At 67.4% G+C, this 24,905-nt stretch carries 24 protein-coding genes; 15 read left to right on the top strand and 9 right to left on the bottom strand.

The window, feature by feature from the left end:
• Positions 1 to 7: 7 nt before the first annotated feature.
• The gene (locus EDC64_RS14250) at positions 8 to 1,144 is read right to left on the bottom strand and encodes a thiolase family protein (protein ID WP_132032481.1); all 1,137 of its coding nucleotides are present in this window, start codon (positions 1,142 to 1,144) and stop codon (positions 8 to 10) included.
• A gap of 82 nt (positions 1,145 to 1,226) precedes the next feature.
• Positions 1,227 to 1,661 (bottom strand): MerR family transcriptional regulator, encoded by a 435-nt coding sequence (locus EDC64_RS14245; RefSeq protein WP_132032479.1) that lies wholly within the window; start codon positions 1,659 to 1,661, stop codon positions 1,227 to 1,229.
• Between the two features lie 426 nt (positions 1,662 to 2,087).
• Between EDC64_RS14245 and EDC64_RS14240 the strand changes: the two genes are divergently transcribed.
• The 4 genes from EDC64_RS14240 (at position 2,088) to EDC64_RS14225 (ending at position 8,012) form a co-directional block, all read left to right on the top strand.
• The gene (locus EDC64_RS14240; protein ID WP_132032477.1) at positions 2,088 to 3,425 is read left to right on the top strand and encodes an OmpP1/FadL family transporter; all 1,338 of its coding nucleotides are present in this window, start codon (positions 2,088 to 2,090) and stop codon (positions 3,423 to 3,425) included.
• A 75-nt stretch (positions 3,426 to 3,500) separates the two neighbouring features.
• Positions 3,501 to 5,159 (top strand): long-chain-fatty-acid--CoA ligase, encoded by a 1,659-nt coding sequence (locus EDC64_RS14235; RefSeq protein ID WP_132032475.1) that lies wholly within the window; start codon positions 3,501 to 3,503, stop codon positions 5,157 to 5,159.
• 449 nt (positions 5,160 to 5,608) lie between these two features.
• Entirely contained in the window at positions 5,609 to 6,979 is a 1,371-nt protein-coding gene (locus tag EDC64_RS14230) for a glutamate--cysteine ligase (RefSeq protein ID WP_132032473.1), read from the top strand.
• Positions 6,980 to 7,094: 115 nt separating this feature from the next.
• Positions 7,095 to 8,012, top strand: a complete 918-nt coding sequence (locus tag EDC64_RS14225; RefSeq protein WP_132032471.1) for a DMT family transporter — start codon at positions 7,095 to 7,097, stop codon at positions 8,010 to 8,012.
• A 12-nt stretch (positions 8,013 to 8,024) separates the two neighbouring features.
• On the opposite strand, the gene EDC64_RS14220 is transcribed toward EDC64_RS14225, so the two are convergent.
• Entirely contained in the window at positions 8,025 to 8,906 is an 882-nt protein-coding gene (locus tag EDC64_RS14220; protein ID WP_132032469.1) for a LysR substrate-binding domain-containing protein, read from the bottom strand.
• Positions 8,907 to 9,068: 162 nt separating this feature from the next.
• On the opposite strand from EDC64_RS14220, the gene EDC64_RS14215 reads away from it, so the two are divergent.
• The gene (locus EDC64_RS14215; protein ID WP_132032467.1) at positions 9,069 to 9,374 is read left to right on the top strand and encodes a DUF1127 domain-containing protein; all 306 of its coding nucleotides are present in this window, start codon (positions 9,069 to 9,071) and stop codon (positions 9,372 to 9,374) included.
• Positions 9,375 to 9,500: 126 nt separating this feature from the next.
• Here EDC64_RS14215 and EDC64_RS14210 read toward each other — a convergent pair whose 3' ends face one another.
• The 3 genes from EDC64_RS14210 to EDC64_RS14200 all read right to left on the bottom strand — a co-directional run bounded on the left by EDC64_RS14210 (position 9,501) and on the right by EDC64_RS14200 (position 13,033).
• Positions 9,501 to 10,448, bottom strand: a complete 948-nt coding sequence (locus EDC64_RS14210; protein ID WP_132032465.1) for a DUF937 domain-containing protein — start codon at positions 10,446 to 10,448, stop codon at positions 9,501 to 9,503.
• 96 nt (positions 10,449 to 10,544) lie between these two features.
• A complete protein-coding gene (locus tag EDC64_RS14205; protein ID WP_132032463.1) occupies positions 10,545 to 12,383 on the bottom strand; it encodes a monovalent cation:proton antiporter-2 (CPA2) family protein in 1,839 nt (612 codons plus the stop codon).
• Positions 12,384 to 12,496: 113 nt separating this feature from the next.
• Entirely contained in the window at positions 12,497 to 13,033 is a 537-nt protein-coding gene (locus EDC64_RS14200) for an invasion associated locus B family protein (protein ID WP_132032461.1), read from the bottom strand.
• 440 nt (positions 13,034 to 13,473) lie between these two features.
• On the opposite strand from EDC64_RS14200, the gene coxB reads away from it, so the two are divergent.
• From coxB to EDC64_RS14155, 9 genes are all read left to right on the top strand, one after another.
• Complete coding sequence (gene coxB / locus EDC64_RS14195) at positions 13,474 to 14,343, top strand: cytochrome c oxidase subunit II (RefSeq protein WP_132032459.1); 870 nt, start codon at positions 13,474 to 13,476, stop codon at positions 14,341 to 14,343.
• Between the two features lie 103 nt (positions 14,344 to 14,446).
• Positions 14,447 to 16,060 (top strand): cytochrome c oxidase subunit I, encoded by a 1,614-nt coding sequence (gene ctaD, locus EDC64_RS14190; RefSeq protein ID WP_132032457.1) that lies wholly within the window; start codon positions 14,447 to 14,449, stop codon positions 16,058 to 16,060.
• A 160-nt stretch (positions 16,061 to 16,220) separates the two neighbouring features.
• A complete protein-coding gene (gene cyoE, locus EDC64_RS14185) occupies positions 16,221 to 17,156 on the top strand; it encodes a heme o synthase (protein WP_132032455.1) in 936 nt (311 codons plus the stop codon).
• A 2-nt stretch (positions 17,157 to 17,158) separates the two neighbouring features.
• On the top strand, positions 17,159 to 17,332 hold the full coding sequence (locus tag EDC64_RS14180; protein WP_207916086.1) for a hypothetical protein: 174 nt from the start codon (positions 17,159 to 17,161) through the stop codon (positions 17,330 to 17,332).
• 7 nt (positions 17,333 to 17,339) lie between these two features.
• A complete protein-coding gene (locus tag EDC64_RS14175; RefSeq protein ID WP_132032453.1) occupies positions 17,340 to 17,957 on the top strand; it encodes a cytochrome c oxidase assembly protein in 618 nt (205 codons plus the stop codon).
• 96 nt (positions 17,958 to 18,053) lie between these two features.
• Positions 18,054 to 18,890, top strand: coding sequence for a cytochrome c oxidase subunit 3 (locus EDC64_RS14170; protein ID WP_132032451.1), 837 nt, complete (start codon positions 18,054 to 18,056; stop codon positions 18,888 to 18,890).
• 70 nt (positions 18,891 to 18,960) lie between these two features.
• Positions 18,961 to 19,350 (top strand): DUF983 domain-containing protein, encoded by a 390-nt coding sequence (locus EDC64_RS14165; RefSeq protein ID WP_132032449.1) that lies wholly within the window; start codon positions 18,961 to 18,963, stop codon positions 19,348 to 19,350.
• Positions 19,347 to 20,117 carry an SURF1 family protein gene (locus tag EDC64_RS14160; protein ID WP_132032447.1) on the top strand — a complete coding sequence of 257 codons (771 nt, stop codon included), beginning with the start codon at positions 19,347 to 19,349 and terminating at the stop codon, positions 20,115 to 20,117. Before EDC64_RS14165 ends, EDC64_RS14160 begins: the two co-directional genes overlap by 4 nt.
• Before the next feature lie 105 nt (positions 20,118 to 20,222).
• Entirely contained in the window at positions 20,223 to 21,497 is a 1,275-nt protein-coding gene (locus tag EDC64_RS14155; RefSeq protein WP_165933775.1) for an NAD(P)/FAD-dependent oxidoreductase, read from the top strand.
• Between the two features lie 33 nt (positions 21,498 to 21,530).
• On the opposite strand, the gene EDC64_RS14150 is transcribed toward EDC64_RS14155, so the two are convergent.
• Together EDC64_RS14150 and EDC64_RS14145 are read right to left on the bottom strand one after the other, a co-directional pair.
• Positions 21,531 to 22,043: a hypothetical protein gene (locus tag EDC64_RS14150; protein ID WP_132032443.1), complete on the bottom strand. Its 513-nt coding sequence runs from the start codon at positions 22,041 to 22,043 to the stop codon at positions 21,531 to 21,533.
• A gap of 9 nt (positions 22,044 to 22,052) precedes the next feature.
• The gene (locus EDC64_RS14145; protein WP_132032441.1) at positions 22,053 to 23,054 is read right to left on the bottom strand and encodes a P1 family peptidase; all 1,002 of its coding nucleotides are present in this window, start codon (positions 23,052 to 23,054) and stop codon (positions 22,053 to 22,055) included.
• Between the two features lie 233 nt (positions 23,055 to 23,287).
• Between EDC64_RS14145 and EDC64_RS14140 the strand changes: the two genes are divergently transcribed.
• A complete protein-coding gene (locus tag EDC64_RS14140) occupies positions 23,288 to 24,019 on the top strand; it encodes a cytochrome c biogenesis CcdA family protein (protein WP_132032439.1) in 732 nt (243 codons plus the stop codon).
• A 96-nt stretch (positions 24,020 to 24,115) separates the two neighbouring features.
• Here the strand turns inward: EDC64_RS14140 and EDC64_RS14135 are convergent, their stop codons facing one another.
• Complete coding sequence (locus tag EDC64_RS14135) at positions 24,116 to 24,736, bottom strand: glutathione S-transferase family protein (RefSeq protein WP_132032437.1); 621 nt, start codon at positions 24,734 to 24,736, stop codon at positions 24,116 to 24,118.
• Positions 24,737 to 24,905 lie beyond the last annotated feature (169 nt).

Below are 24,905 nucleotides of genomic sequence, written 5' to 3'. Positions count from 1 at the left end.
CGCCGCCTCACACCCGCTCGAGAATGGTGGCGATGCCCTGGCCGCCGCCGATGCACTGGGTGGCGAGGGCATAGCGGCCGCCCTCCCGCTTCAGCAGCGCGGCCGCCTTGCCGACGATGCGCGCGCCGGTGGCGCCGAGCGGATGGCCGAGGGCGATGGCCCCGCCGTCGCGGTTCAGCGTCTCGTCCCGGATCCCGAGTTCGCGGGCGCAGGCGAGCGCCTGGGACGCGAACGCCTCGTTGAGTTCCACGATTTCGATGTCACCGATCTCGATGTCCGACCGCGCCAGCGCCTTGCGCGTGGCGGCGACCGGACCGATGCCCATGATTTCCGGCGCGCAGCCGGCGACCGCGACGCCGCGCAGGCGGGCGAGGGGCTCCAGCCCGTTCTTCTCGGCATAGGCCTCGGTGCAGATCAGGACCGCGGAGGCGCCGTCGGTGAGGGGGGAGGAGGTGCCGGCGGTGACCGAGCCGTTCTGGTCGAAGGCGGGTTTGAGATTGGCGAGGTCTTCGGCGGTGGTCTCGGCGCGGATGCAGCCGTCTTTGTCGACGCTCTTGCCGTTCGCCGCGATCGCGACGATCTCCGCATCGAGCCGGCCCTGCGCCTGCGCTTCCGCCGCTTTGCGGTGGCTCTCCAGCGCGAAAGCGTCCTGGTCGGCGCGGGTGATCTGCCATTTGCGCGCGACATTTTCGGCGGTGTCGCCCATCGCCATATAAGCGGCGGGATTGTGCGCGTGGAGCGCCGGGTTCGGCATCGGGTTGAAGCCGGTCATCGGCACGCGGCTCATGCTCTCGACGCCGGCGCACACGAAGACCTCGCCCGCACCGAGCTGGATCTGGCCCGCGGCCATGTGGATGGCCTGCATCGACGAGCCGCAGAAGCGGTTCACCGTGACGCCCGCCACCGATTGCGGGAGTTCGGCGAGCATGCCGACGAGGCGCGCGAGGTTGAAGCCCTGCTCGGCCTCGGGAAAGGCGCAGCCCAGGATGAGGTCCTCGATGTCCTCCGGCTTCACGCCGGTCCGGGCGATCAATTCGCGCACCACCTGGGCGGCGAGGTCGTCCGGACGCACGCGGGCGAGGGCGCCGCGCTTGGCGGGGGCGAACGGCGAGCGGGCATATCCCGCGATGACAACGTTCTGCATGGGGTCTCCTGCCATGGGGCCTTGTTCTGGTTGATGCGCGCCGCGGCGATCCTGCGGGGCGATGACGACGGGCGGATGATCCTCAGCCGGCCGCCTTGCGCGTCGGCTTGCCGTTTTGGTGCGCCGCGAGGGTCTGGGCTTCGACCTCCTTCAACTCCAGGATCGTCTCCTCCAGCGCGATGCGCTGGTCTTCGAGCGAAGCCAGCCGGTCGCGCACCTTCTTCAGCAGAAGGCGGTTCTGTTCGCTCTGGGTCGGGTCGACGTCGTAGAGATCGAGATATTCCTTGATCTCACGCAGGCTGAAGCCGAGGCGCTTGCCGCGCAGGATCAGCACCATGCGCGCCCGGTCGCGGCGGGTATAGACCCGGATCGTGCCGGCGCGGCGCGGCGCGATCAGCCCCTTATCCTCGTAAAAGCGGATGGTCCGCGCCGTGACGCCGAGATCGCGCGCGAGTTCGGTGACGGTGAAGAAAGTGTCGGTGAGCGCGCCTGGCACGTTTCGCTTGGCAGTCGCCATCACAGCCTTACCTATACGTCATAAGTCCGCACTTAAGATACACCTTCTCCCCGGGCTCGCAAGAGCTGGAGGTTCGACGAATTCGGGGGTGATTGCGATGCAGGTCGGAATAATGCAGGGCAAAATCGCGTTGTGCGCGATGGTGCAATGCAAAATTCGGCGACGGACAGGTCGTGGCCGAGGCCCGTTCTGAAATCCAGATGTATTTCCGGCACCGTTGTTTGCGAAAGTCCCCGGGCAACTGCCACGGTCGTGGCAAAGGTGCCACACCCATAGGTCATTCCTGGGGATCGCAAGAAATGTCCGTTGACCCGGAAAGCCGTTGGGGCATGCTGACGTATAGGAGATGGAGCGAACCAATAAGAGCGTCAGACGGACGTCATCGGGTCGCTCCGTCGGAGGAAGCGCCAAGGTCAGGGGGCGGAAATGATCGATACCGGCACATCCATGCGCGCCGTGCGGCGCGCTCTGCCCTCGCTCCTGCTCGCCTCAGCGGCGCTGCCGGGGCTGGTGGGCGAGGCGCAGGCGGGCGGGTTCGGCCTGCGCGAGCAGAGTTCCTATTATCAGGGCATGTCGTTCGCGGGGAATGCGGCCGGCGGCGCCGGCCTCGCCTCGATGTATTGGAACCCGGCGGCGGTCAGCTTCGTGCCCGGCATGCAGGTCGAGGGCAATATCTCCTACATCGCGCCGCATGCCTCGATCGACATCGTCTCGGCGCGCGGCCCGCTCGGCACCAATCTCGGCCCGCTCGGGGTCGGCAACATCGTCGACAACGGCGCCATTCCGACCGGCTATGCGACCTATGCCTGGGACCGGGTGGCCGTCGGCCTGTCGCTGAACGCGCCGTTCGGCCTGGTGACCGACGCCCCCTGCAATTGGGCGGGGCGCTATTATGGCTGCTACAATCGCATCTTCGATCTCAATGTCGGCGCGCAGGTGGCGTTCAAGGTCACCGACTGGCTCACGCTCGGAGCCGGCGTGAACGCCAATTATATCGATGCGCGGCTGACCAATGCGCAGATGCTCGGGGGGCCGCCGACCTATCCGCAGGGCTCGGCCGCGGTGAACGGGTCGGACATGGGCTACGGCTTCTCCCTCGGGGCGCTGTTCACCCTGATGCCGGGAACCACGCTGGGCGTCGGCTATCGCTCCTTCATCGATCAGACGCTCGATGGTCTCACCACGCTCGACAATGCCGCCGGCATCACGGTCGCGACGCTGGCGACCAATGCCGACTTGACCCTTCCGGACCAGATCACCGCCAGCCTGCGCTCGCAGATCGATCCGCGCTGGACCCTGCTCGGCACGGTGGAATGGACGAATTGGTCGACCGTCCAGCAACTCGTGATCCAGCCGGTCAAATCGACCCCGTCCGTGCTGAATCTGCAGTGGAACGACGGCTGGTTCTTCTCCGGCGGCGTCGAATATCAGTGGGACCCCCAGCTCACGCTGCGCGCCGGCATCGCCTATGAAATCTCGCCGATCAACGACGAACATCGCTCGCCGCGGCTGCCCGACAGCGACCGCTTCTGGGTCTCGGCCGGCCTGACCTATGCCTGGACCCCGCACCTCTCGCTCGATCTCGCTTATACCCACATTTTCGGGCAGGACGGCAACATCACGCTCAGCCCCGCCGACCCGGCGAATGCCACGCGCGGATCGCTGGCCGCGACCGTCAGCGATGCCTATGTGGATATCATCTCGGTCGGCGTAAGGTACCGGTTCGACGCGCCGATTCAGAAGACCGTCCTGGTCACAAAATAGCGCCGATCAGCGGCGGGTGCGGCCGCGGCGAAGGTCGCGGCCGCCGGTTCAAGGTTCCGCGCGGGAGGGTGGAATATGCTCGCGAACGATGCCTCGGCCATCGCCACTTGCCCCGTTGCCGATCTGCTGGACCAGAGCGTGGCGCGTTACGGCGCCCGCACCGCCCTCAATTTTCTCGGCCGGCGCTGGACCTATGCCGAGACCGGTGCCCTGGTGGACCGCGTGGCGGCAGGGCTGCAGCGGCTCGGGGTGGGGAAGGGGAGCCTGGTCGGCCTGTGTCTGCCCAACACGCCCTATTCCGTGATCTTCTATTTCGCGGTGCTCAAGGCCGGCGGCACGGTTGTCAATTACAGCCCGCTTTATGTCGAGCGCGAGCTCGACAAACAGATCCGCAATTCCGGCACCACCATCATGGTCGTGCTCGACATCAAATCGATCCATGCCCGGGTCGCGGCGGTGGCGGAGCAGGCGGGGCTCCGGACGATCATCGTCTGCCCCATGCGCGGCATCCTGCCATTTCTGAAGGGAATCGGGTTCGAACTTTTCAAGCGCAAGGAGATAGCGGTCTTCGACCGGCACGACGGGCGCCATCTGACCTTCGCGGATCTGGTGCGCGGCGTCGGCCGGCCGCAGCCGGTCGAGATCGCGCCGGACGTCGATCTGGCGGTGCTGCAATATACCGGCGGCACCACCGGCATACCCAAGGGCGCGCAGCTGACCCACGCGAATGTCAGCGCCAATGCCATCCAGGTGATCCGCCATGTCGCGTGCCTGCGCGAGGGCGCGGAGCGCATTCTGGGTGTGCTGCCGCTGTTCCACGTCTTCGCCATGACCAATGTGATGAACATTCCGATCATGATCGGGGCGGAGATCATTCTGGTGCCGCGCTTCAACCTCGCCGATTTGATCGCGACCATCGCGCGCGAGCGGCCGACGGTGTTTCCCGGCGTGCCGACCCTGTTCGCGGCGCTCGCCAATTGCCCCGGCTTGCGCACCGAGCAGCTCGCTTCGCTGCATCTCGGAGTCTCCGGCGGCGCCCCGCTGCCGGCGGAGGTGCGCCAAAGGTTCGAGGCGCTGAGCGGCTGCCGGCTGGTCGAGGGCTATGGGCTCAGCGAGACCTCGCCGGTGCTCACCGCCAATCCGCCGAACGGGGTGATCAAGGACGGCTCCGTCGGCACCCCGGTGCCGGGCACCGTGATCGAGATTCGCGATCTCGTCGATCCGCGCCGCCTGATGGGCGTCGGCGAGAAGGGCGAGGTTTGCGCGCGGGGGCCGCAGGTGATGCGGGCCTATTGGCGCGCGCCGCAGGAGAGCGAAGCCGCCTTTATCGAAGGTGCGTTCCGCACCGGCGATGTCGGCTATCTCGACGAAGACGGCTATCTGTTCCTGGTCGACCGCATCAAGGATGTCATCCTGTGCGGCGGTTTCAACGTGTATCCCCGCATGATCGAGGAGGCGCTCTATCTCCATCCTGCGGTCGCGGAGGCGGTGGCGATCGGGGTGCCCGACGCCTATCGCGGTCAGGCGCCGAAGGCGTTCTGCACCTTGCGGGAAGGCAGCCGCGCCACGCCCGAGGAACTGCTCGCCTTTCTACGGACCCAATTGTCCAAGGTCGAGGTGCCGAAGCAGGTCGAGATCCGCGAAAGTCTGCCCAAGACGCTGGTCGGCAAGCTCTCGAAAAAGGAATTGGTCGAGGAAGAGAGACGCAAGGCCGAGGGCATCGCGCCGGGCTGAGGGGCGCGGAACGTGCGCGCGCGCTTCGCGTTTTCGGGCCATTGGGCGTGCTCCCGGAACCATCGCGCACCGTCCTGATCATCGTCTCCGTGTGGCCGCCGGCGGTTCGCTGAAAGGCGGCTTTTCGCCTGCCGTTGCGGCATGATCCAGACCCGTTTGCGGCGGCGGCGCGGGCGTGTATGTTCGCGCGCCTTGTTCTTGAGCATGCGCGCTGCCGGCCGCACCCAATCGGGGCAGTCGCAGGCTTTCACCTTCATCGGCGCGGATGCGCCGCCGGAAGTCGAAGAGCCCGTTCCGGCCGGATCGCGCTGCGATCCGGGCGGCAAGACGGGGTCCGTCATGGATAGGGGACGGCGCCGCGGCCCGGGACGATCCGGCCCGTGCGGTTCCGCCCGATACGAAAGCGCGGCCCGCTCGGTTCGGCGGTGCCCTCAAAGGAAGACGCGCGCATGGCCCGCGACACGTTGGACGCTACGCCGATAAGCTCCCGCGACGAACTCGTCGCCTGGCTGGAGGAAGGGAACAAGCCGGAGGAGATGTTCCGGATCGGCACCGAGCACGAGAAGATCCCCTTCACGCTCGGCCGCCACGAGCCGGTGCCCTATGACGGCAACAAGGGCATCCGCGCGCTCCTGGAGGGCATGGCGACGGCCTGTGGCTGGGAGCCGATCCTGGAGGGCACGACGCTGATCGGCCTGTCCGATCCGCGCGGCGGGGGCGCGATCTCTCTGGAACCGGGCGGCCAGTTCGAATTGTCCGGCGCGCCGCTCGCCTCGATCCACGAGACCTGCTCGGAGATCAACACCCATCTCTCGACCCTGCGGCAGGTGGCTGATCCGCTCGGCATCGGCTTTCTGGGCATCGGCATGAGCCCGAAATGGAGCCGGTCCGAGACCCCCGTCATGCCGAAGGGGCGCTACCGCATCATGGCCGCTTACATGCCGAAGGTCGGCTCGCTCGGCCTCGACATGATGTTCCGGACCTGCACCGTGCAGGTCAATCTCGACTTCTCGTCCGAGGCCGACATGGTGCGGAAGCTGCGCGCGAGCCTCGCGCTGCAGCCGATCGCCACCGCCTTGTTCGCCAATTCGCCCTTCTCCGAAGGCAAGCCGAACGGCTTCCTCTCGTTCCGCTCGGAGATCTGGCGGGACACCGATGCCGATCGCTCGGGCATGCTGCCCTTCGCCTTCGAGCCCGGCATGGGCTTCGAGCGCTATGTCGATTATGCGCTCGACGTGCCGATGTATTTCGTCAAGCGCGGCGATGCCTATGTCGACGTCGCCGGCTCCTCGTTCCGCGATCTTCTGGCGGGCCGCCATCCCGCTCTGCTGGGCGAGACCGCGACGCTGTCCGACTGGGTGAACCACCTTTCGACCATCTTCCCCGAGGTGCGTCTGAAGCGCTTTCTGGAGATGCGCGGCGCGGATGCCGGGCCCTGGGCGGAATTGTGCGCGCTGCCGGCCTTCTGGGTCGGTCTGCTTTACGATCGCGAGAGCCTGCAGGGCGCGCTCGATCTCGTCGCGGGCTGGACACAGGCGCAGCGCCAGACCCTACGCGACGAGGTTCCGCGCCTCGGTCTCGGCGCGCGGATTGCCGGCCGCAGCGTGCTCGAGGTCGCGCGCGACGCGGTCGCGCTGTCGCGCGCCGGCCTCGCGCGGCGCCGCCGGCTGGACAGCCAGGGCCGCGACGAAACGCGGTTCCTGGTGCCCATCGAGGAGGTCCTCGCTTCCGGCCGCGCACCGGCCGAGGTGCTGCTCGATCGCTATGCCGGCCCCTGGAACCGTTCGGTGGAGCCGGTCTTCAAGGAACTCGCCTACTGACGCCATCGGGTGGCCGCGACGCGCCATGATCTGAGCGCATGGCGGCCATTCCGCCTAGGCAGGTATCGCCGCGGGATGCGCTGGTCCAAACAGGGGGCCAGCGCGAGACCCCCTCATGTCGCCTCCGGCCGCCCCCTCCGGTTCCCCCCTGGCGCCGACAGATCTCGCTCTCTATGCCGTCACGGTCCTTATCTTCGGGTCGGCATGGCTGCCGCTTCGCTTCCAGCTCGGGGTTGTGGATCCCGAAGTCTCGGCGGTCTGGCGCTTCCTGGTCGCCAGCTCCTGCATGATCGCGATCGTGCTGGCGACGCGGGGCCGGCTGTCGTTCCCCTGGCGCGACCATCTGCTGTTCGCGGTGCTCGGGGCGACGTTGTTCTCGCTGAACTTCCTGTCCTTCTATTATGCCGGCTTCCACCTCACCTCCGGCTTGATGTCGGTCCTGTTTGCGCTGGTGGCGGTGTTCATTCCGATCCTGACGGCGATCTCGACCCGGACGTGGCCGCAGCCGCGGATCCTGGCCGGCGCCATCGTGGGGATCGTCGGCGTCGGCCTGATCTTCGGCCCCGAGCTGACCGAATCGGGGCTCGGGTCCGGGCTCCATCTCGGTCTGATGGCGGGGCTGGCGGGGACGGTGCTGTTCGCCTTCGGCAGCATGGCTTCGGCGATCGCCGGCCGCCGCGGTCTGCCGCAGGCGTCGGTGAACGCCTTCAGCATGACGTACGGCTTCCTGTTTCTCCTCGCGATTGCGCTGCTGAAAGGCGCGACCTTCCAGGTGGAATGGACCGGGCGCTATCTCGGCGCGCTGGCCTATCTGATCTTCTTTCCAACCCTGCTGGGCTTTGCCGTCTATATGCAGCTGATCAAGCGCATCGGCGCCAGCCGGGCGGGCTATGGCGCGGTGCTGTTCCCGATCGTGGCGCTGCTGCTGTCGACCGCCTTCGAGCAGTATCACTGGACCTGGTCGGCGGCGGCGGGGATCGCCCTGGTCCTGACGGGCAACGTCGTCGTCCTCAGCACGCCGCGCCGCGCCTGAGGGCGCGCGGCTTCATTCCGCCGCGTCCGCCTCTGTGATGTTGTCGAGCCCCTGGATGATGTGCTGGGCGAGCGCGTCGGCGAGCGGGGAGGGCGCATGGCGGTTGCGCAGCAGGCCGATGTCGCACGGCGGCAGCGGCGGATAGCCCTCCGCCGTCCCGAGCACCCGCATGCCGGGCCGCAGCGCGGATTCCGGAAACACCGAGACCGCGAGCCCGGCCAGCACGGCCGCCGAGACGGCGCCGGCATTCGGGCTCGAATAGAGCAGGCGATGATGGCGGCCATACATGGCGAGCGCCGTTATGGCCGCATCGCGCCATTGGCAGGTCGGACGGCCGAGCGCCAGCGGCACGGGGGTCTCGTTATGGGCGGAGTGGCGGGCCGACGCCACCCAGAGCAGGCGCTCGCGGCGGATCACCTGGGCCTGACGGCCGGAGTCGGCGGTATAGGTGATGATGGCGAGATCGAGCGTCCCGGCCTTGATTCGCTCGGTCAAATCGGAACTCGGTTCGCAGATCACCGTCAGCTCGACCGAGGGATGCGTGCGTGAGAACCGCGCCATGATCTCGGGGAGGTAGCGGTCCGCATAATCGTCCGGCACCCCGAGGCAGACATGCCCGGAAAGCGCGGCGTCGGTGAAGCTCGCCATCGCCTCCAGGTTCAGCTTCACGATGCGGCGGGCATAATCGAGCAGCCGCTCGCCGTCCTCGGTCAGCCGCGAGGCCCGCCCGTCGCGCGCGAAAATCGGCCGACCCACCCGCTCTTCGAGCCGCTTCATCTGCATCGACACCGCGGACTGGGTCTTGTGGACCACGTCGGCGGCGCGCGTGAAGCTCCCGGTCTCGGCGATGGCAACGAAGGTGCGGAGCTGGTCGCCATCGAGCAGGAACGTCATGCCGGGTCCCTCGAAACATCACCAGATACGATAGGTCCGATGAAAAACATTCGCTAGCGTGATTTTTTTAGCCCGGGCACAACCGATCCCGCAGCGCGCGGAAATCGGGTGGATGGATCCGATGGAAGGAGACACACGTCGCTGCCCGAATTGGAGAGTCCCATGAGCGTTTATGGCGAGATCCGCACAGCGGCCACTGCCCCCGTCGGCACGTCGCTCGCCGCCCTTCTCCTCGCGGCCGCCGGCTTCGTGGTGAAAGTCGCGCGCGCGATCGAGCGCCGCCATGCCCTCAACCAATTGGGCGCTCTCGACGATCATATGTTGCGCGATATCGGGCTCACCCGCTGCGACGTGAGCGATGCCGCCGCCGAGCCGCTGTGGCGTGACGCCACCCAAGTCCTGGTCATGCGGGCGGTGGAGCGCCGGGCGGCGGCGCAACTCGCGGCGCGGGCGCGCGGACGCGACTGAGCCCCAGCGCTTCCAGCGCCGGGGCCCGAAAATCCGGCTGTTATCGAATGGCGGTCGCGCCCCTCGAGGCCGCCCCCTTGGCCCGTACCGGCCGCAACCGGTACGGGCCTTTTTTGGTTCAGCGCGTCACTTCTTGCGATCGGCGGGTCCGGTCCGACCGCGCTGGTGGCCCGAGGTCCGATCCAGCATCTGGCTCCAGAAATCCGCCATCGGCATGAAAGCGGCGAACGGGTCGAAGGGGGAGGGGGCGCGGTCGCGTCCCGGCGGGCCGCCGGGCGGCGGGAAGCCGGTGGCGAAGAGCTGGGCGAAATAGTCCTGGAACGGCCATTGGCCGAGAGCGGGGGGCGCCGGCGGTGGCGGCGGCGGGGGCGGGGGAGGCAATGGCAGGGGCTCGCGCTTGGGCACCGCCGCGCCCATCGCCGCGAGGGTCGCGGCGATCATTTCCGGCCACGGATTGCCGGGCATCTGCGCCGTCTGGCCGCCCCAGGGGGAGCGGACCATCATGTCGGCGAAGGCGTCGATCCAGGGATTGCCGGTCGCGCCGCCGCGATTCGGCGACGACATCATCGTCGCCATGCCGTCGACCCAAGGGTTCCCGGTCGGCGTCGGCTGGCCGCTGGCACGGGCGATCATCCCGGCGAGCATCTGATTCAGCGCACCGGACGCGGCGAGCGATTTGGTGAGCCCGCCGAGCAGAAGCGCGGCAAAGGCGGGCGTCACCTGGCGGACGGCATTGACGCCGAGGCCCGTGGTCGACGCGGCCTGATTCATCACAGCGCGGGTGATTTCGGGCGAGCCGAACATCGCGTCCAAGGCGGTGGTGCCGGATTGGGTCAGGTCGGCGGAGGGGCCGCGATCATAGAGCGCGCCATAGGGACCGCGCATCATCAGCACCATCAGGCTCGCCAGCCCTTCGGGCGACTGCATCGAGCGCTGCAGACCCGCGGCGAAGGCCGGCATGAGCGTCTCGGCCGCCAGCTGCGCCTGCTGGAGGGACAGTCCGTAGAACCGGGCGAGGTTATTCATCCCCTCGCCGCCCTGAGCCGCACGTAACAATTGTACAAAGGGATCCATCGGGGCGCCTCCTGCCCCGACTGTAGGCCATCATCCCGCCGAAATCACCGAAAGATGCGGCGCGGGGACGCGCGCGCGATGCCGCGCCCCGCTGCTTCAGCCGGAGAATTCGGTTTCGTGCGTCAGCACGTCCTGAGCTTCGGGATTGAGCGGCTTTGCCGGGCGCCCGGGCTCGGTGAGCGGTTCGGGCTCGACCTTGCGGGTGGGGATGAGATCGATGCCGGCATAGAGGCCCTCTTCCACCTGCCGCTGCAGACGGCGGCGGTCGCGCTCACGCACGTCCGCGACCAGTTCCGCCACCGCCTCGGCCTCGAGTCCAAGCGCCTCGAGGGTATGCCCGCCGAAGGCGAAGGCCGATTCGAGGGTTTCGCGCATCTCGAAATCGACGCCCTTGCGCAGCAGGTCCATGGAATGCGCGCGGTCGAAGCTGCGCACATGGAGCCGAACATGCGGCATGCTGGCCTGGACGATGGCGACGATGCGGTCGGCCGCCTCCCGGTCGTCGACACACACCGCGATGACCTCCGCGGTCTCCGCGCCCGCCGCGCGCAGCACTTCGAGCCGGGTCCCGTCGCCATAATAGATGTGGACGCCGAATCGCCCGGCGCTCTGGATCATCTCGACATCGTTGTCGATGATGGTGACGCCGACGCCTTCCGCCAGCAGGCATTGCGAGACGATCTGGCCGAACCGGCCGAAGCCGATGACGAGCACGCGCCCCCCGGCATCGCTGAAATCGTCCGGCTCGGGCTCCGGCTCGTTCCGCTTCAGGCGCGGCAGCAGGGTGTTGATTCCGGCGGAGACGAGCGGACCGATCATCATGGTGATGGCGGCGGTGGCGGTGAGGAAGCCGCCCTGCTCGGGCGTCAGCAGGCCGTTGGCGAGGGCGAGCGGGAACAGCACGAAGGCGAATTCGCCCGCCGGCATCAGCACCGCCCCGGCGCGCAGCGCGTCGGACCGGGTGGTATGGTCGGTCCGATAGAGCGCGAACACGACGCCGAATTTGATCGCTGTGATCAGAACCGCCGCCAACACCAGCGGCACGATGTGCGGCAGCAGCACGCCGAGATCGAGCGACATGCCGATGCCCATGAAGAACACCGCGAGCAGCAGGCCGCGGAACGCGTCGATGTTCGCCTCCAGCTCGTGGCGGAAGGTGCTCTCGGACAGGAGCAGACCGGCGAGGAAGGCGCCGAGCGCCATCGACAGCCCGACCATCGCCATCAGCCCGGCGGAGCCGAGCACGACCAGCAGCGCCGCCGCCGTCATCGCCTCACGCGCGCCGGAGCGGGCGAGAAGGCGGAACAGGGGGTTGAGGAGGTAGCGCCCGGCGAGCACGATCCCCGCCACCGCGGCGATGGCGGCGCCGGCCTGGATCATGGTCGCGGTCAGATCGTGGGCGGCATCGGATGCGCCCGGGGCGAGGAGCGGCACCAGAGCGAGGAGGGGGACGATGGCGATGTCCTGAAACAGCAGGATCGAAAATGCCCTCTGTCCGTAGCCCGAAGACAAATCGCCGCGCTCGGACAGCAATTGAAGGGCGATCGAGGTGGCCGACATCGCGAGCGCCATGCCGGCGATGATCGCGCCGGGCAGCCCGAGCCCCAGGCTCCAGGCGACGCCCGCGATCACGGTGCCCGTGATCAAAAGCTGCGCCGTGCCCAAGCCGAAGATGTACCGGCCCATGGAGAGCAGCCGCGAGGGCTGAAGCTCGAGCCCGATCAGGAACAGGAGCAGCACGACACCGAGCTCGGCGACGGTGATGACGGTGGCCGGATCGGCAACACTGAACCCGGCCGGGCCGATCATGATCCCCGCAAGGAGATAGCCGACCACGGGAGACAGGCCGAAACGTTTGGCCAGCGGTACGGAAATCACGGCGGCGGCGAGAAAGGCCAGGCCGCTGATGAACAATGTGTGGTCGTCGCCGTGCATCACACCCCGCCTTCTTCGCGCCCGCACCCAAGCTCAAGCCTCGGGCCTTCTGCGCAGAGAGCATGGCCAAACCATGCCCGCGGCGTGACCGGCGGAAGGTCGCGCGTGACCGGTTATTTCAGCGCGTCGAATCCAGGTCCGAAACCGTTGAGGCTCAGGGGAATACCGATACCCTCTTCCGGCGTCTGGAAGATGATGAAGGTCGCCTGTTTGCCCTGTCTCAGACGGCCGATCAGGGTGTCGTCCATCACCACTTCGGCGACGCACCCGTTGGGCAGGCAGCGCACGAAGCCGGCCCGGCCGACATCGACGTCGTCGATCTTCAGGCCGAGGCCGGAGGGAATCAGCACACCGAGCGGCGCGAGGACGCGCAGCAGGCGGCTCTTCTGGTCCGCGGTCTTCAGGATGATCACGGTGAGACCGACATTCGGCCGATCCTCCGCCTGCACGCTCTGGAGCAGGACGCATTGTTCTCCCTGCGCGCCCGGGGGCGTATCGCAGCGAATCTGCCAGTCATTGAAGACCTGCTTGACGGTGCCCTGGGCGCTCGCCGGCGCGGCGAAGGCGCACAGGAGGACGAAGGCGAGCGCCAGGAAGCCCGGAGCGCGCACCGAACGCGGCAGGATATCGACCGACAACATGAACCCCATAGATTCCGGCTCCGAAAACGCGCGGCTGGGCCGCGTCTGACGAGGGCGGGACGGATCGTTCAGGCCCGGACCTCTCCGCTTAAGAGTCTGGCGGGCCTTGTCAAGGACGCGGCGCCCGAATCGGCGATAAAACGATCCCTGCGCCCGGTGGGAATGGCGGGGTGGTAAATCCGCATCCGGCGGGTGGCCGACCGCGACCCTGCGGCAGGGGCAGGCAAGTGCGGGAGGGGGCGTGGCACGGGGTCGCGACGGGCTGGCGCAAAGCCGACCTTGTGTCGCATCGTGCGCTCCCGGGACGCAATTGCGGGGCCGTGGGATTTGTGTTTGATGTAACTTCAACAAGGACGCCTCCGCCTTTGGCCAGGCGTATCCGGCTTCGGTCCGACGGACCGCAGACAGGGTCCGGCAGCGGCGATGCCGCTCAGGGAGAGATGAGCATCATGAGGTCGTTTGTTCGCACCGCTGCTTTCGCCGTGGCCGCCTCGGCCGCCGCGGTGCTGTCGAGCGCGGCGTGGGCCGGGATGGGACAGCCGTCCGACTGGCAGGTCAATCTCCAGGACGCCGCGACGCCGGTGATGGAGAGCATCCACTCCTTCAACATCTTCCTTCTGGTCATCATCACCGCCATCGTGCTGTTCGTGATGGTGCTCCTGGCGATCGTCGTGGTCCGGTTCAACGAACGGTCGAACCCGGTCCCCTCGAAGACCTCGCACAACACCATGATCGAGGTCGCATGGACCGTCGTCCCGGTGATGATCCTGGTGGCGATCGCAATTCCCTCGTTCCGCCTGTTGCATCTCGAACTGAACGTTCCGCAGCCGGACATGACGATCAAGGCGACGGGCCACCAGTGGTATTGGTCCTACGAATATCCGGACGACGGCGGCTTCAGCTTCGATTCGCTGATGGTGCCGGAGAAGGATCTGAAGCCCGGCCAGCCCCGTCTGCTCGCGGTCGACAACGAAGTCGTGGTGCCGGTCAACAAGACCGTCCGGGTTCAGGTCACCGCCGGCGACGTGATCCATTCCTTCGCCGTCCCCTCCTTCGGCATCAAGATCGACGCGCTGCCCGGCCGGTTGAACGAGACCTGGTTCAAGGCGACCCGCGAGGGCGTCTATTACGGCCAGTGCTCGGAATTGTGCGGCCGTGACCACGCCTTCATGCCGATCGCGGTGCGCGTGGTGAGCGAGGACCAGTACAAGGCCTGGCTCGATCAGGCGAAGCAGAAATTCTCCGCGGCACCGGCCGCGACCCGGACGGCGGAGGCGGTCGACGCCCCTGTGCGCCTGCGGGTCGCTGTCGCGGACTGAGCATCGGCGCCCGGCGGCTTCTGACCGAGCCGTCTTGGAGCCCCGCCCTACGGGGCGTGCGAAGCACGAGGCGGCGACGCTTCGACAGTGAGGACAGTACCCCATGGCTTACCCGTCGCACGCGGCGAATGCCGACGACCACCATCACGCCGATCCCACCGGCTGGCGGCGTTGGGTGTTTTCGACCAACAACAAAGACATCGGCATCATGTACCTGATCTTCGCGATCGTCGCGGGGATCGTCGGCGGGGCCTTGTCGATCGGCATCCGCATGGAGCTGATGGAGCCGGGTCTCCAATATTTCAAGAACCCGCAGACCTTCAACGTGTTCACGACGGGACACGGGCTCATCATGATCTTCTTCATGGTGATGCCGGCGCTGATCGGCGGGTATGGAAACTATTTCGTGCCGCTGATGATCGGCGCGCCGGACACCGCGTTTCCGCGCATCAACAACATCGCCTTCTGGCTGATGCCGCCGGCCTTCGGCCTCGCCATCATCTCGCTGTTCGTCGAGGGCGCCCCGGGATCCGACGGATTCGGCGGCGGCTGGACGATCTATCCGCCGCTCTCCGGCAAGCTCGGCCATCCCGGGCCGGCGATGGATTTCCTGATCTTCGCGCTGCACATCGCGGGCGCCTCGTCGATCCTCGGCGCGATCAATCTGATCACCACCATTCTCAACATGCGCGCCCCGGGCATGACGCTGCACAAAATGCCGCTGTTCGCCTGGTCGCAGCTCGTCACCGCCTTCCTGCTGCTGCTGTCGCTGCCGGTCCTGGCGGGCGCCATCACCATGCTGCTGACGGACCGCAATTTCGGCACCACCTTCTTCGATCCGGCGGGCGGCGGCGATCCGATCCTGTTCCAGCATCTGTTCTGGTTCTTCGGGCATCCCGAGGTCTACATCCTCATCCTGCCCGGCTTCGGCATCGTCTCGCACATCGTGTCGACCTTCTCCCGCAAGCCGGTGTTCGGCTATCTCGGCATGGCCTATGCCATGGTCGCGATCGGCGTGGTCGGGTTCGTCGTGTGGGCGCACCATATGTACACGGTCGGTCTCTCGGTCGCGACGCAGTCCTATTTCGTCGCCGCGACCATGATTATCGCGGTGCCGACGGGTGTGAAAATCTTCTCCTGGATCGCCACCATGTGGGGCGGCTCGGTCCAGTTCCGCACCCCCATGCTCTGGGCGGTCGGGTTCATCTTCCTGTTCACGGTCGGCGGCGTGACCGGCGTCGTGCTCTCGAATGCCGGCATCGACCGGTCGCTGCACGACACCTATTACGTGGTGGCGCATTTCCACTACGTGCTCTCGCTCGGCGCCGTGTTCGCGATCTTCGCGGGCTGGTACTATTGGTTCCCGAAGATGAGCGGCTACATGATCCCGGAATTCTGGGGCAAGCTGCACTTCTGGGTCACGTTTATCGGCGTGAACATGGTGTTCTTCCCGCAGCATTTCCTGGGCCTCGCCGGCATGCCGCGCCGTTATGTCGACTATCCCGACGCGTTCGCCCACTGGAACTACATCTCCTCCATCGGCTCGTACATTTCGGGTGTGGCGGTGATCATCTTCCTGGCCGGCGTCGTGGTGGCGTTCCGCCGCAAGGAACTGGCCGGGGACAATCCCTGGGGCGTGGGAGCAACCACGCTGGAATGGACGCTGAGTTCGCCTCCGCCGTTCCACCATTTCGATGTGCTGCCGCGCATCAAGTGATCTCTGCCAAAGCGGTGGGGTCTCCCGGCGCGGGTTTCCCGCGCCGGATGCATTCGGGGGGCGGCGCCGCACCGCGGCGTGATATACTCGGCGCGTGTCGTCCGGCTCGGAGGCCGGGCGCTCTCACGAACAGCGCCATCGCCCGTCAGGACAGACAGAGATGAATGACGCCAGCATAAGCATCGAAAAGACCGGCCTCGGATCCGAGGCCCTGCGGGGCCTTGCCGGGCCGGGCGACTATATCGCCCTGCTGAAGCCGCGGGTGATGTCGCTGGTGGTGTTCACGGCCCTTGTCGGCCTGGTGCGCGCGCCCGGAGACGTGCATCCGGTCATCGCCTTCACCGCCCTTCTCTGCATCGCGGTCGGGGCGGGCGCTGCGGGCGCCCTCAATATGTGGTGGGACGCCGACATCGACGCCGTGATGACGCGCACCCGGCGCCGGCCGATCCCCGCCGGGCGCGTCACCGCGTCCGAGGCGCTCGCCTTCGGCCTGACGCTCGCGGCCTTCTCGGTGGTCGTCCTCGGGCTTCTGGTGAACGTGCTCTCCGCCGCTTTGCTGGCCTTCACCATCTTCTTCTACGTGGTCATCTACACGATGTGGCTGAAGCGCTCGACGCCGCAGAACATCGTCATAGGCGGCGCTGCGGGCGCCTTCCCGCCCATGGTCGCCTGGGCGGCGGCCTCGGGCACGGTGGGCCTCGAAAGCCTGCTTCTGGTGGCCATCATCTTCGTCTGGACGCCGCCCCATTTCTGGGCGCTGGCGCTCTACCGCGCGGACGATTACGCGCGGGCCGGCGTTCCGATGCTCCCGGTCACCGCGGGGCCGGACGAGACCCGCCGGCAGATCCTTTTCTACACGCTGTTTCTCGCGCCGCTCGGCGTTGCGCCCGCTCTGCTGGGCTATGCCGGTCTCGCTTATGCCGCCGTTTCGGTCCTTGGCGGTGCGGGAATGATCTGGCTTGCCTTTGCCGTTTATCGCAGGCGCAGCGGCGACGGCGCTGTGCGTGCGGCGCGGCAATTGTTCGGCTTTTCGATTCTCTATCTCTTCGTGCTCTTCGCCACGCTTCTGGTCGAAGCGCTGGTCCCGGGGATCTGACCGTGGCCAGACGCGAGAAGAAGCCGGACGACGGTGTCGTCCTGACCGAAGAACAGAGGCGCCGCCGCCGGGCCCGGTCGATCGCCATCGCCGCGGTTCTCGGTTTCCTGGTTCTGCTGTTCTATGTGGTGACGATCGTGAAGCTCGGACCCAACGTTCTCAACCGGCCGCTGTGAGGTGGCGATGGATGCGATGAAGACCGGCCAACCGACTGCCTCCACGCCGCGCCGCGGCCCACGGCACGGTCTTGTGGCCGCCGCCTGCGCGATGTTCGTGGCCGCCATGGTCGGCATGGCCTATGCGGCGGTGCCGCTCTACGCGATGTTCTGCAGCCTGACCGGATTCGGCGGCGCCACCCGGGTCGGCACGGCCGCTCCGGAGACGACAATCGACCGCACCATCACGGTGCGGTTCGACGCCAATGTCGCGCCGGGCCTGCCCTGGGTATTCAAGCCGGAACAGACCTCCATGGAGGTCAAGGTCGGCGAGACCAAGATGGCCTATTACATGGCGCGCAATGAGGCCGCCACGCCGACCTATGCCAACGCCACCTACAACGTCACCCCCGCGCAGGCCGGCTTCTATTTCGTGAAGATGCAGTGCTTCTGCTTCGAGGAGCAGACCCTCGCCGGGGGCGAGAAGGTGGATATGCCCGTCGTCTTCTATATCGACCCGGCGATCGCCGAGGACGAGGACCTTAAGAATCTGAAGACCATCACCTTGTCCTACACCTTCTTTCCGGCCAAGCCGCCGGCTCCGAAGGCCGCCGCGGTCCAAGGGGCCGGTGGCAAAGGCGGGTGAGGGCAGGGGACACGGGGGCGGGACATTAGGCCGCCATTGCGGCGGAGCTTCGGCCCCGCTAGGACAGAGTGAAGTTGGGAAGGGAGGCCGCCCGCCATGGCCGAGGCACACGCGAAGCAGCATGACTATCATCTGGTGGAGCCGAGTCCCTGGCCCATCATCGGCGCGGTCTCGGCATTCATCCTGACCGTGGGTGCGGTCATTTGGATGCATGGTGGAACCTCGATCCCGACCTTCGTCGGCTTCATCGGCGTGGGCTACACCATGTTCGGATGGTGGCGCGATCTGGTGCGCGAGGGCACGAAGGGTTTTCACACACCGGTGGTGGATATCGGCTTCCGCTATGGGATGATTCTCTTCATTGCCTCGGAAGTGATGTTCTTCGTCGCCTGGTTCTGGGCTTTCTTCGACGCCGCTTTGTTCGTGGGCGAGGGCATCAATTTCCAGCGGCTCGAATTCACCGGCGGCGTCTGGCCGCCGCACGGCATCGAGGCCTTTGATCCCTGGCACCTGCCGCTCCTGAATACGCTGATCCTTTTGACGTCGGGAACCACCGTGACGTGGGCGCATCACGCGCTGCTCGAGGGCGACCGCCAGGGTCTGAAATGGGGCCTCGTCTGCACCGTTCTGCTCGGGGTGTTGTTCAGCACCTGTCAGGCGTTCGAGTATCTGCACGCGCATTTCGGCTTTTCCGGCAATATTTACGGCGCCACTTTCTTCATGGCGACCGGGTTCCATGGCTTCCACGTCATTGTGGGAACCATCTTCCTGCTGGTCTGCCTGCTGCGGGCGATGGCGGGGCAGTTCACGCCCGAGAAGCATTTCGGGTTCGAGGCTGCGGCCTGGTACTGGCACTTCGTCGACGTGGTGTGGCTCTTCCTGTTCACCTTCATTTATGTGTGGGCGGTGGGCGGCAGCGCCGGCGGCCATTGAGCATGGCGAAGCCCGAACTTTTCGGCACGGGGCGGCGCAGGCCGCCCCGTTTTCATTTGAAGGCCACGCAATGCCCCTGAGCCCCTATCACGCCCCGATCTCTCCGCTGTCGGCGGGCCTCGGCTGCCGCTGCCCGCGCTGCGGCAAGGGGCGCCTGTTCAAGGGTTTCCTCGAAACCGCGCCGCGCTGCGACTCCTGCGGTCTGGACTACGCCTTCATCGATGCCGGAGACGGGCCGGCGGTGTTCGTGATCCTGTTCGGCGGCTTCGTCGTGGTCGCTCTCGCCTTTTTCGTCGAGGCGACGTGGCAGCCGCCGCTCTGGGTCCATGCCTTGCTCTGGATCCCCGCGATCCTGCTGGTCACGCTCGGCCTGCTGCGACCGTTCAAGGGCGTGCTGATCGCGCTGCAATACCGCAACAAGGCGGCCGAGGGAAAACTGGAGCCCGGCACCGGAGAATGAACGCGCGCGGTCTCCTCCTGCCGTCTCTGGTCGCGCTCGCGGCGCTCGCCGTGCTCGTGGCGCTCGGCACCTGGCAGATCGAACGGCTCGCCTGGAAGAACGCCGTCGTCGCGCAGGTCGCGGCCCGCACCGCCGAAGCGCCGGCCCCGGTGCCGCCGGTGTCGCAATGGCCGGCATTGAACAATGCCGAGGACGAATATCGGCCCGTCACCGCCACCGGGCGATTCGACCATGCCCGCGAGACCTTGATCTACACCGTGCTTTCGGATCCGAAGGGTCCGCTCAAGGGGCCGGGCTTCTGGGTCGTCACGCCGTTGCTGCGAAACGATGGACCGCCCGTCTTGGTCAATCGCGGCTTCGTTCCGGAGGATCGCCGGTCGCCGGGCACGCGCGCCGAGGGACAGGTTGCGGGGGAGGTGCGAGTCACGGGGCTGATGCGCCTCGCCGAGGAGCCGAGCTGGTTCGTCCCCGAGAACGATCCGGGACGCAATGCCTGGTATCGCCGGGACCCGGAACAGATCGGGCGCGCGCGCGGCTTGACCGATGTCGCGCCCTTCCTCATCGACGCGGATGCGGCGCCCAATCCCGGCGGGCTGCCGCAGGGCGGCGAGACCCGGCTTTCCTTTCCCAACCGCCATCTCGAATATGCGCTCACCTGGTACGGCCTCGCGGTGACCCTGGTCGGCGTTTATCTCGCTTTCGTCGTCACCCGACTGCGGACACGGCCGCAGCCTTTGGCGCGCGGAAACGACACCGAGGACGATTGACGGCGGCAAGGTGTCCGGTAGGCTTCCCACCGACTTGAAGTGAACATGTTTGGCGCCGCCGCCATGGTTTTCGGCGCCGCGGACCGGAATTGCGGCGGAGGGGCCATGGTGCGGGTCGACGTTCTGGTGCTCGGGGCCGGCATGGTGGGCGTGTCGAGCGCCCTCCATCTTCAGCAGGCGGGCCTGTCGGTCGCCTTGGTCGACCGCCGCGATCCGGGCGAGGAAACTTCGTTCGGCAATGCCGGCGTGATCGAGGGCAGCGCGCTGTTTCCGGTCGCCTTTCCGCGCGACTTGATGATGATCGCCCGCCACGCTTTGAAACTCTCGCCGCAGAGCAATTACCGGCTCGGCGCGCTGCCCGGAATGCTGCCGTGGCTGCTGGCTTATTATCGCACGTCGCACACCTGTGCACTTGCCGGGATCGCCCGCGACCTGCGGCCGCTCTTCGCCCGCGCGCGCGCCGACCACCATGCGCTCGCCGACGCGGCGGGGGCACGCGGCCTTCTTTCGCCGACCGGCTGGGTCAAGCTCTACCATTCCGAGCCGGATTATGCTGCCGGAGAGCCCGAACGCGACCTCGCCCAGGCGCTCGACGTCACATATGAGGAACTCGACCCGGCAGGCGTACGCAGGCTCGAGCCGCATTTGCGGCCCGCTTTCCTCCGCGCCACCTTCTGGCCGGACTGCGACAATTGCAGTGACCCGGGCGGGCTGGTGAAAGCCTATGCCGCAGCGTTCGCGCACGCAGGCGGGAGCCTGTTCAAGGGGGATGCGCGGGGGCTCGCGCGGCAAGGCGGCCGCTGGCGGCTCGAGACGCCGGAGGGGACCATCGAGGCGGACCGCGCCGTGCTCTGTCTCGGCCCCTGGAGCATGGATGTGTTCGCGACCTTCGGGCTGCGTCTGCCGTTCGCCGTGAAGCGGGGCTACCACATCCACTTCGCCCGGGAACCGGGCGTCAGCCTGTCGCGCGCGATCGTCGATCGGGCGGGTGGTTTCTCCCTCCAATCGACGCGGCTCGGCATCCGCGCCACGACCGGGGTCGAGTTCGCCCGCCGCGACGATCCGCCCGACCTGCGGCAATCGCGTTTGGTTCAGCCGGGCGCGCGGCGACTTCTGCCCCTCGGCGCGGTCCGGGACGAAGCGCCCTGGCTCGGCCGGCGTCCCGCCTTTCCCGACTCCAAGCCGGTGATCGACGCGGTCGCCGGTCATCCGGGCTTGTTCGCCAATTTCGGCCACAGCCATTGGGGTTTTACCCTGGGCCCCGTCACCGGGCTGCTCCTGACCCAGATGATGACCGGGGCGACCCCCTTCACCGACCCCGCCCCCTACCGCGCGGCGCGTTTTCAGGACATGGCCGCGGGCGGCCACGTCCCGCACTGATCTGCGTCACCGCTCCGTCGACGATGGGCGAGCCTATCTGACGAAATAGGCGCGCGGCTGCGCGCCGTCCCGCATGAAGGCCCAGAATGCGGCGACCCCGACGCCCTGCGCCAGAATGCCGGGAATGAGCGCCGCGAACGCCTCCATGGTCATGCCGCCGGGCGCGATCGCATCGCGGATGCCGAACTGGCACACCGCCGAGATCAGCAGCCAGGCCAGCATGAGCGCGCGCGACACGAGCAGAGCGGATTGGCGGCGCATCACGGTCAGGACGACGAAGCTCGCGGCCCAGACGAACAAAACCAGTTGGGGAAACAGGCCGAACCGCAGGATGCGGCTCTGCACGCTGTCGCCGGACAAAGCGTCGATCACCGCATTGAAGGTGGCGTGGGGGCCGATCTGGGCGATCAAAGCGAACGGGCCGGCGAGATTGACCGCGGTGACGCCGCAAGCGCACCAGAAGATGATGGCCAGCATGCCTTTCAGGCGCGGCTCGGTCGAAGCGCGCGGCGGGCGCGCCGGCAAAACGGGCGGAAGTGCGGGCATGGAAAATCCTCAGGTGAAGAGATCGCGCCAGGCGCGCTGGGCGTCCGGAACGGGCAAAGCGGTCGCCTCATAGATCGCCCGGCCCACCGCGCGGGCCAAGGCATGGGCAGCGCGCGCGCCGATCTCGGTTTCCTCGGCGAGATCGACGGTCGCTCCCTCCCCGGTCGCGAGGGCGAACACGGTATCGCCGTCGAGCGGGGTATGGATCGGATGCAGCGACAAAGCGAGCCCGTCCTGCGCCATCACCGCCATGCGCCGCACTTGGCGCGGGCTCAAGGCGGCATCGGTCGCGACGATGGCGATCGTGGTGTTGGCACGGGCCGCCGCAGCGCCCTTGACCGGCAGCGGGCCGCTTTCGTCCGGCCAGCGGGCGGGCAGACCAAGACCACCGAACTCGCTTCCGCGCTCATAGGGTGCGGCGCGCAGATGCGGCCCGGCACCGATCAGCGGGCTGCCGACCGCATTTACCGCCACCAGTGCTCCCACCACATGGCCCGCGGGCGTCACCGCGGAGGCCGAGCCGAGGCCGCCCTTCACGGTCGCGGTCGTGGCGCCGATGCCGGCGCCGACCGTCCCGAGGGGGAACGGCGCCGCGCGCGCGGCCAGCGCGGCGGCACGGCCGAAGGCGCGGTAGGGCGGATCCTCCCCCCAGGCCTTGTCGCCGCCGTTCAGAAGGTCGAACAGGACCGCGCCCGGCACCAAAGGCACGCGGGCGGCGCCGATGGCGAAGCCGCGCCCCTGGACCGCCAGCCAGCTGGCGACGCCGGCCGCAGCCTCGAGCCCGAAGGCGGACCCGCCCGACAGCGTTATGGCGTCGATGCGCTCCACCGTCGCGGCCGCGCCGAGCAGATCGGTCTCGCGCGTGCCGGGGCCGCCGCCGCGGACATCGACCCCGGCGATCATCGGGCGATCGCAGAGGACGACGGTGACCCCGGAGCCGATGGCGAGATCGCCCGCATTGCCGACCTGGAGCCCGGCAACGTCCGTGATGAGATTATGTCGCGCTGCCATTCAGAACGCCTCCGTGCGCTCCCTGTGTGCACGAGGACGGTGTGAACGATCAATGGCCGCGCGGCGCCGCATGCGCTTCACATGGCAGGGAGGGACGCCGCGCGGGCTTGCCCGGCGCGCGCGTGCGGGCCAGAAAGCCCCCGCAGGGTTTTCGCCCGTGCGAGCGCGTACCGTTCGATGCCCCGCTTCCGTCGGGTCCCGGCGGTCTGCTGTGCCGAGAGATCAGGGTCCAGATGGCCGACGTCACACTTCCCGCTGCCTTTATCGCCGGCCTTGCAAGCTTTCTTTCGCCCTGCGTTCTGCCGCTGGTTCCGCCCTATCTGTGCTTTATCGGCGGCACCACGCTTGAGGACCTGTCGAACGCCCGGCCGCTGGAGCGGGTGGCGGCCCGCACTTTTGCCGGCGCGCTGCTGTTCGTCGCCGGATTCTCCGTCGTGTTCGTTGCGCTCGGGGCGGGGGCTTCGGCGATCGGCGACCTTCTGCGGGCGCACCTTCACGTGCTCTCGATCGTCGCAGGGTTCGCCATCATCGTGATGGGCCTGAATTTCCTCGGCGTGTTCCGGATCCATCTCCTGGCCCGGACCGCCCGCACGGAGGTGGCGCCGCCGACCGGAATCTGGGGCGCGTTCGTCATGGGCCTCGCCTTCGCGTTCGGTTGGACGCCCTGCCTCGGTCCGGTTCTGGGGGCGATTCTCGCCGTCGCCGGGTCGGAGGCGACGGTGGCGAAGGGGGCGCTGTTGCTCGCGGTCTATTCCGCCGGGCTCGGGGTGCCGTTCCTGCTGGCGGCGCTCGCGGTGCGGCCGTTCCTCAAATGGATGCGCCAGATCCGGCGGTTCCTGCCGCTGATCGAGAAGGCGATGGGGGTGCTTCTGGTGCTCACCGGCATCGCCTTCATGTCGGGATGGATCGCCAATATCTCCTACTGGCTGCTGGAGACCTTCCCCGCTTTGTCGACGATCGGCTGATCCAACCGTCGTTCCGGACCGGCCGCGCCGGCCCGGAAGAGGGGCGCTTGGAGCCCGCGCCGATCAGCTTGCACCGCAACCTGATCGGATCAGGGACTAAGTGAGGGGCACCGCCACCGCGGTCGCGAAGGCGGGGCGTTCGCGCACCCGCGCGTACCACGCATCCAGATTCGGCAAATGCGGCCGCTCGATGGGCATTTCGTACCAGCCATAGGCGAAGCAGGCGAGCGGGATGTCGCCCATCCGGAAGGTCTCGCCGGAGAGATAGGGTTTGTCGGCGAGCGCCTGGTCGACCCGCGCGAGCAGCGCGCTGCAGGCGGTGCGTCCGCGCTCCACCGCCGCGTCGTCGCGTGTTTCGGGAGTCATGCGGACCAGATTCCAGAACACATCGCGATAGGGTCCTGCGAGGTTCGAGGTCGCCCAATCCATCCATTTGTCGCCGATCGCGCGCTCCGCGGGATCCTCGGCCCAGAGCGAGCCGGCGCCGAACTTGGCGCAGAGATAGCGCAGGATGGCGTTCGATTCCCACAGAACGAGGTCGCCGTCCTTGAGCAGGGGAACGAGGCCATTGGGATTCATGGCGCGGTACTCGGCGTCGTTGACGAGGCCGAAGGCGCCGCCGGCATCGATCCGCTCGTGCGGCACCTCCAATTCGTGCACCGCCCAGAGCACTTTCTTCACGTTCACCGAATTGGTGCGTCCCCAGATCGTCAGCATGTCGTCCTCCCGTCTCGATGCGAGCGCCAGCTTTTATCAGCCCGCCCAATAAAAAGCCCGCGCCGAGGCGCGGGCTCAGACCGCTGACAAACCCCTGGCGCGAGCCGGGGGTTTTTGATTCATTCGGGTATGCTGAAGAAACCCGGCCCGACCCAGACCGCTCTTGAGA

It is taken from the genome of Aquabacter spiritensis, from assembly GCF_004346185.1.
Taxonomy (GTDB): Bacteria; Pseudomonadota; Alphaproteobacteria; order Rhizobiales; family Xanthobacteraceae; genus Aquabacter; species Aquabacter spiritensis.
This window is presented reverse-complemented; position numbering and strand designations above follow the sequence as displayed.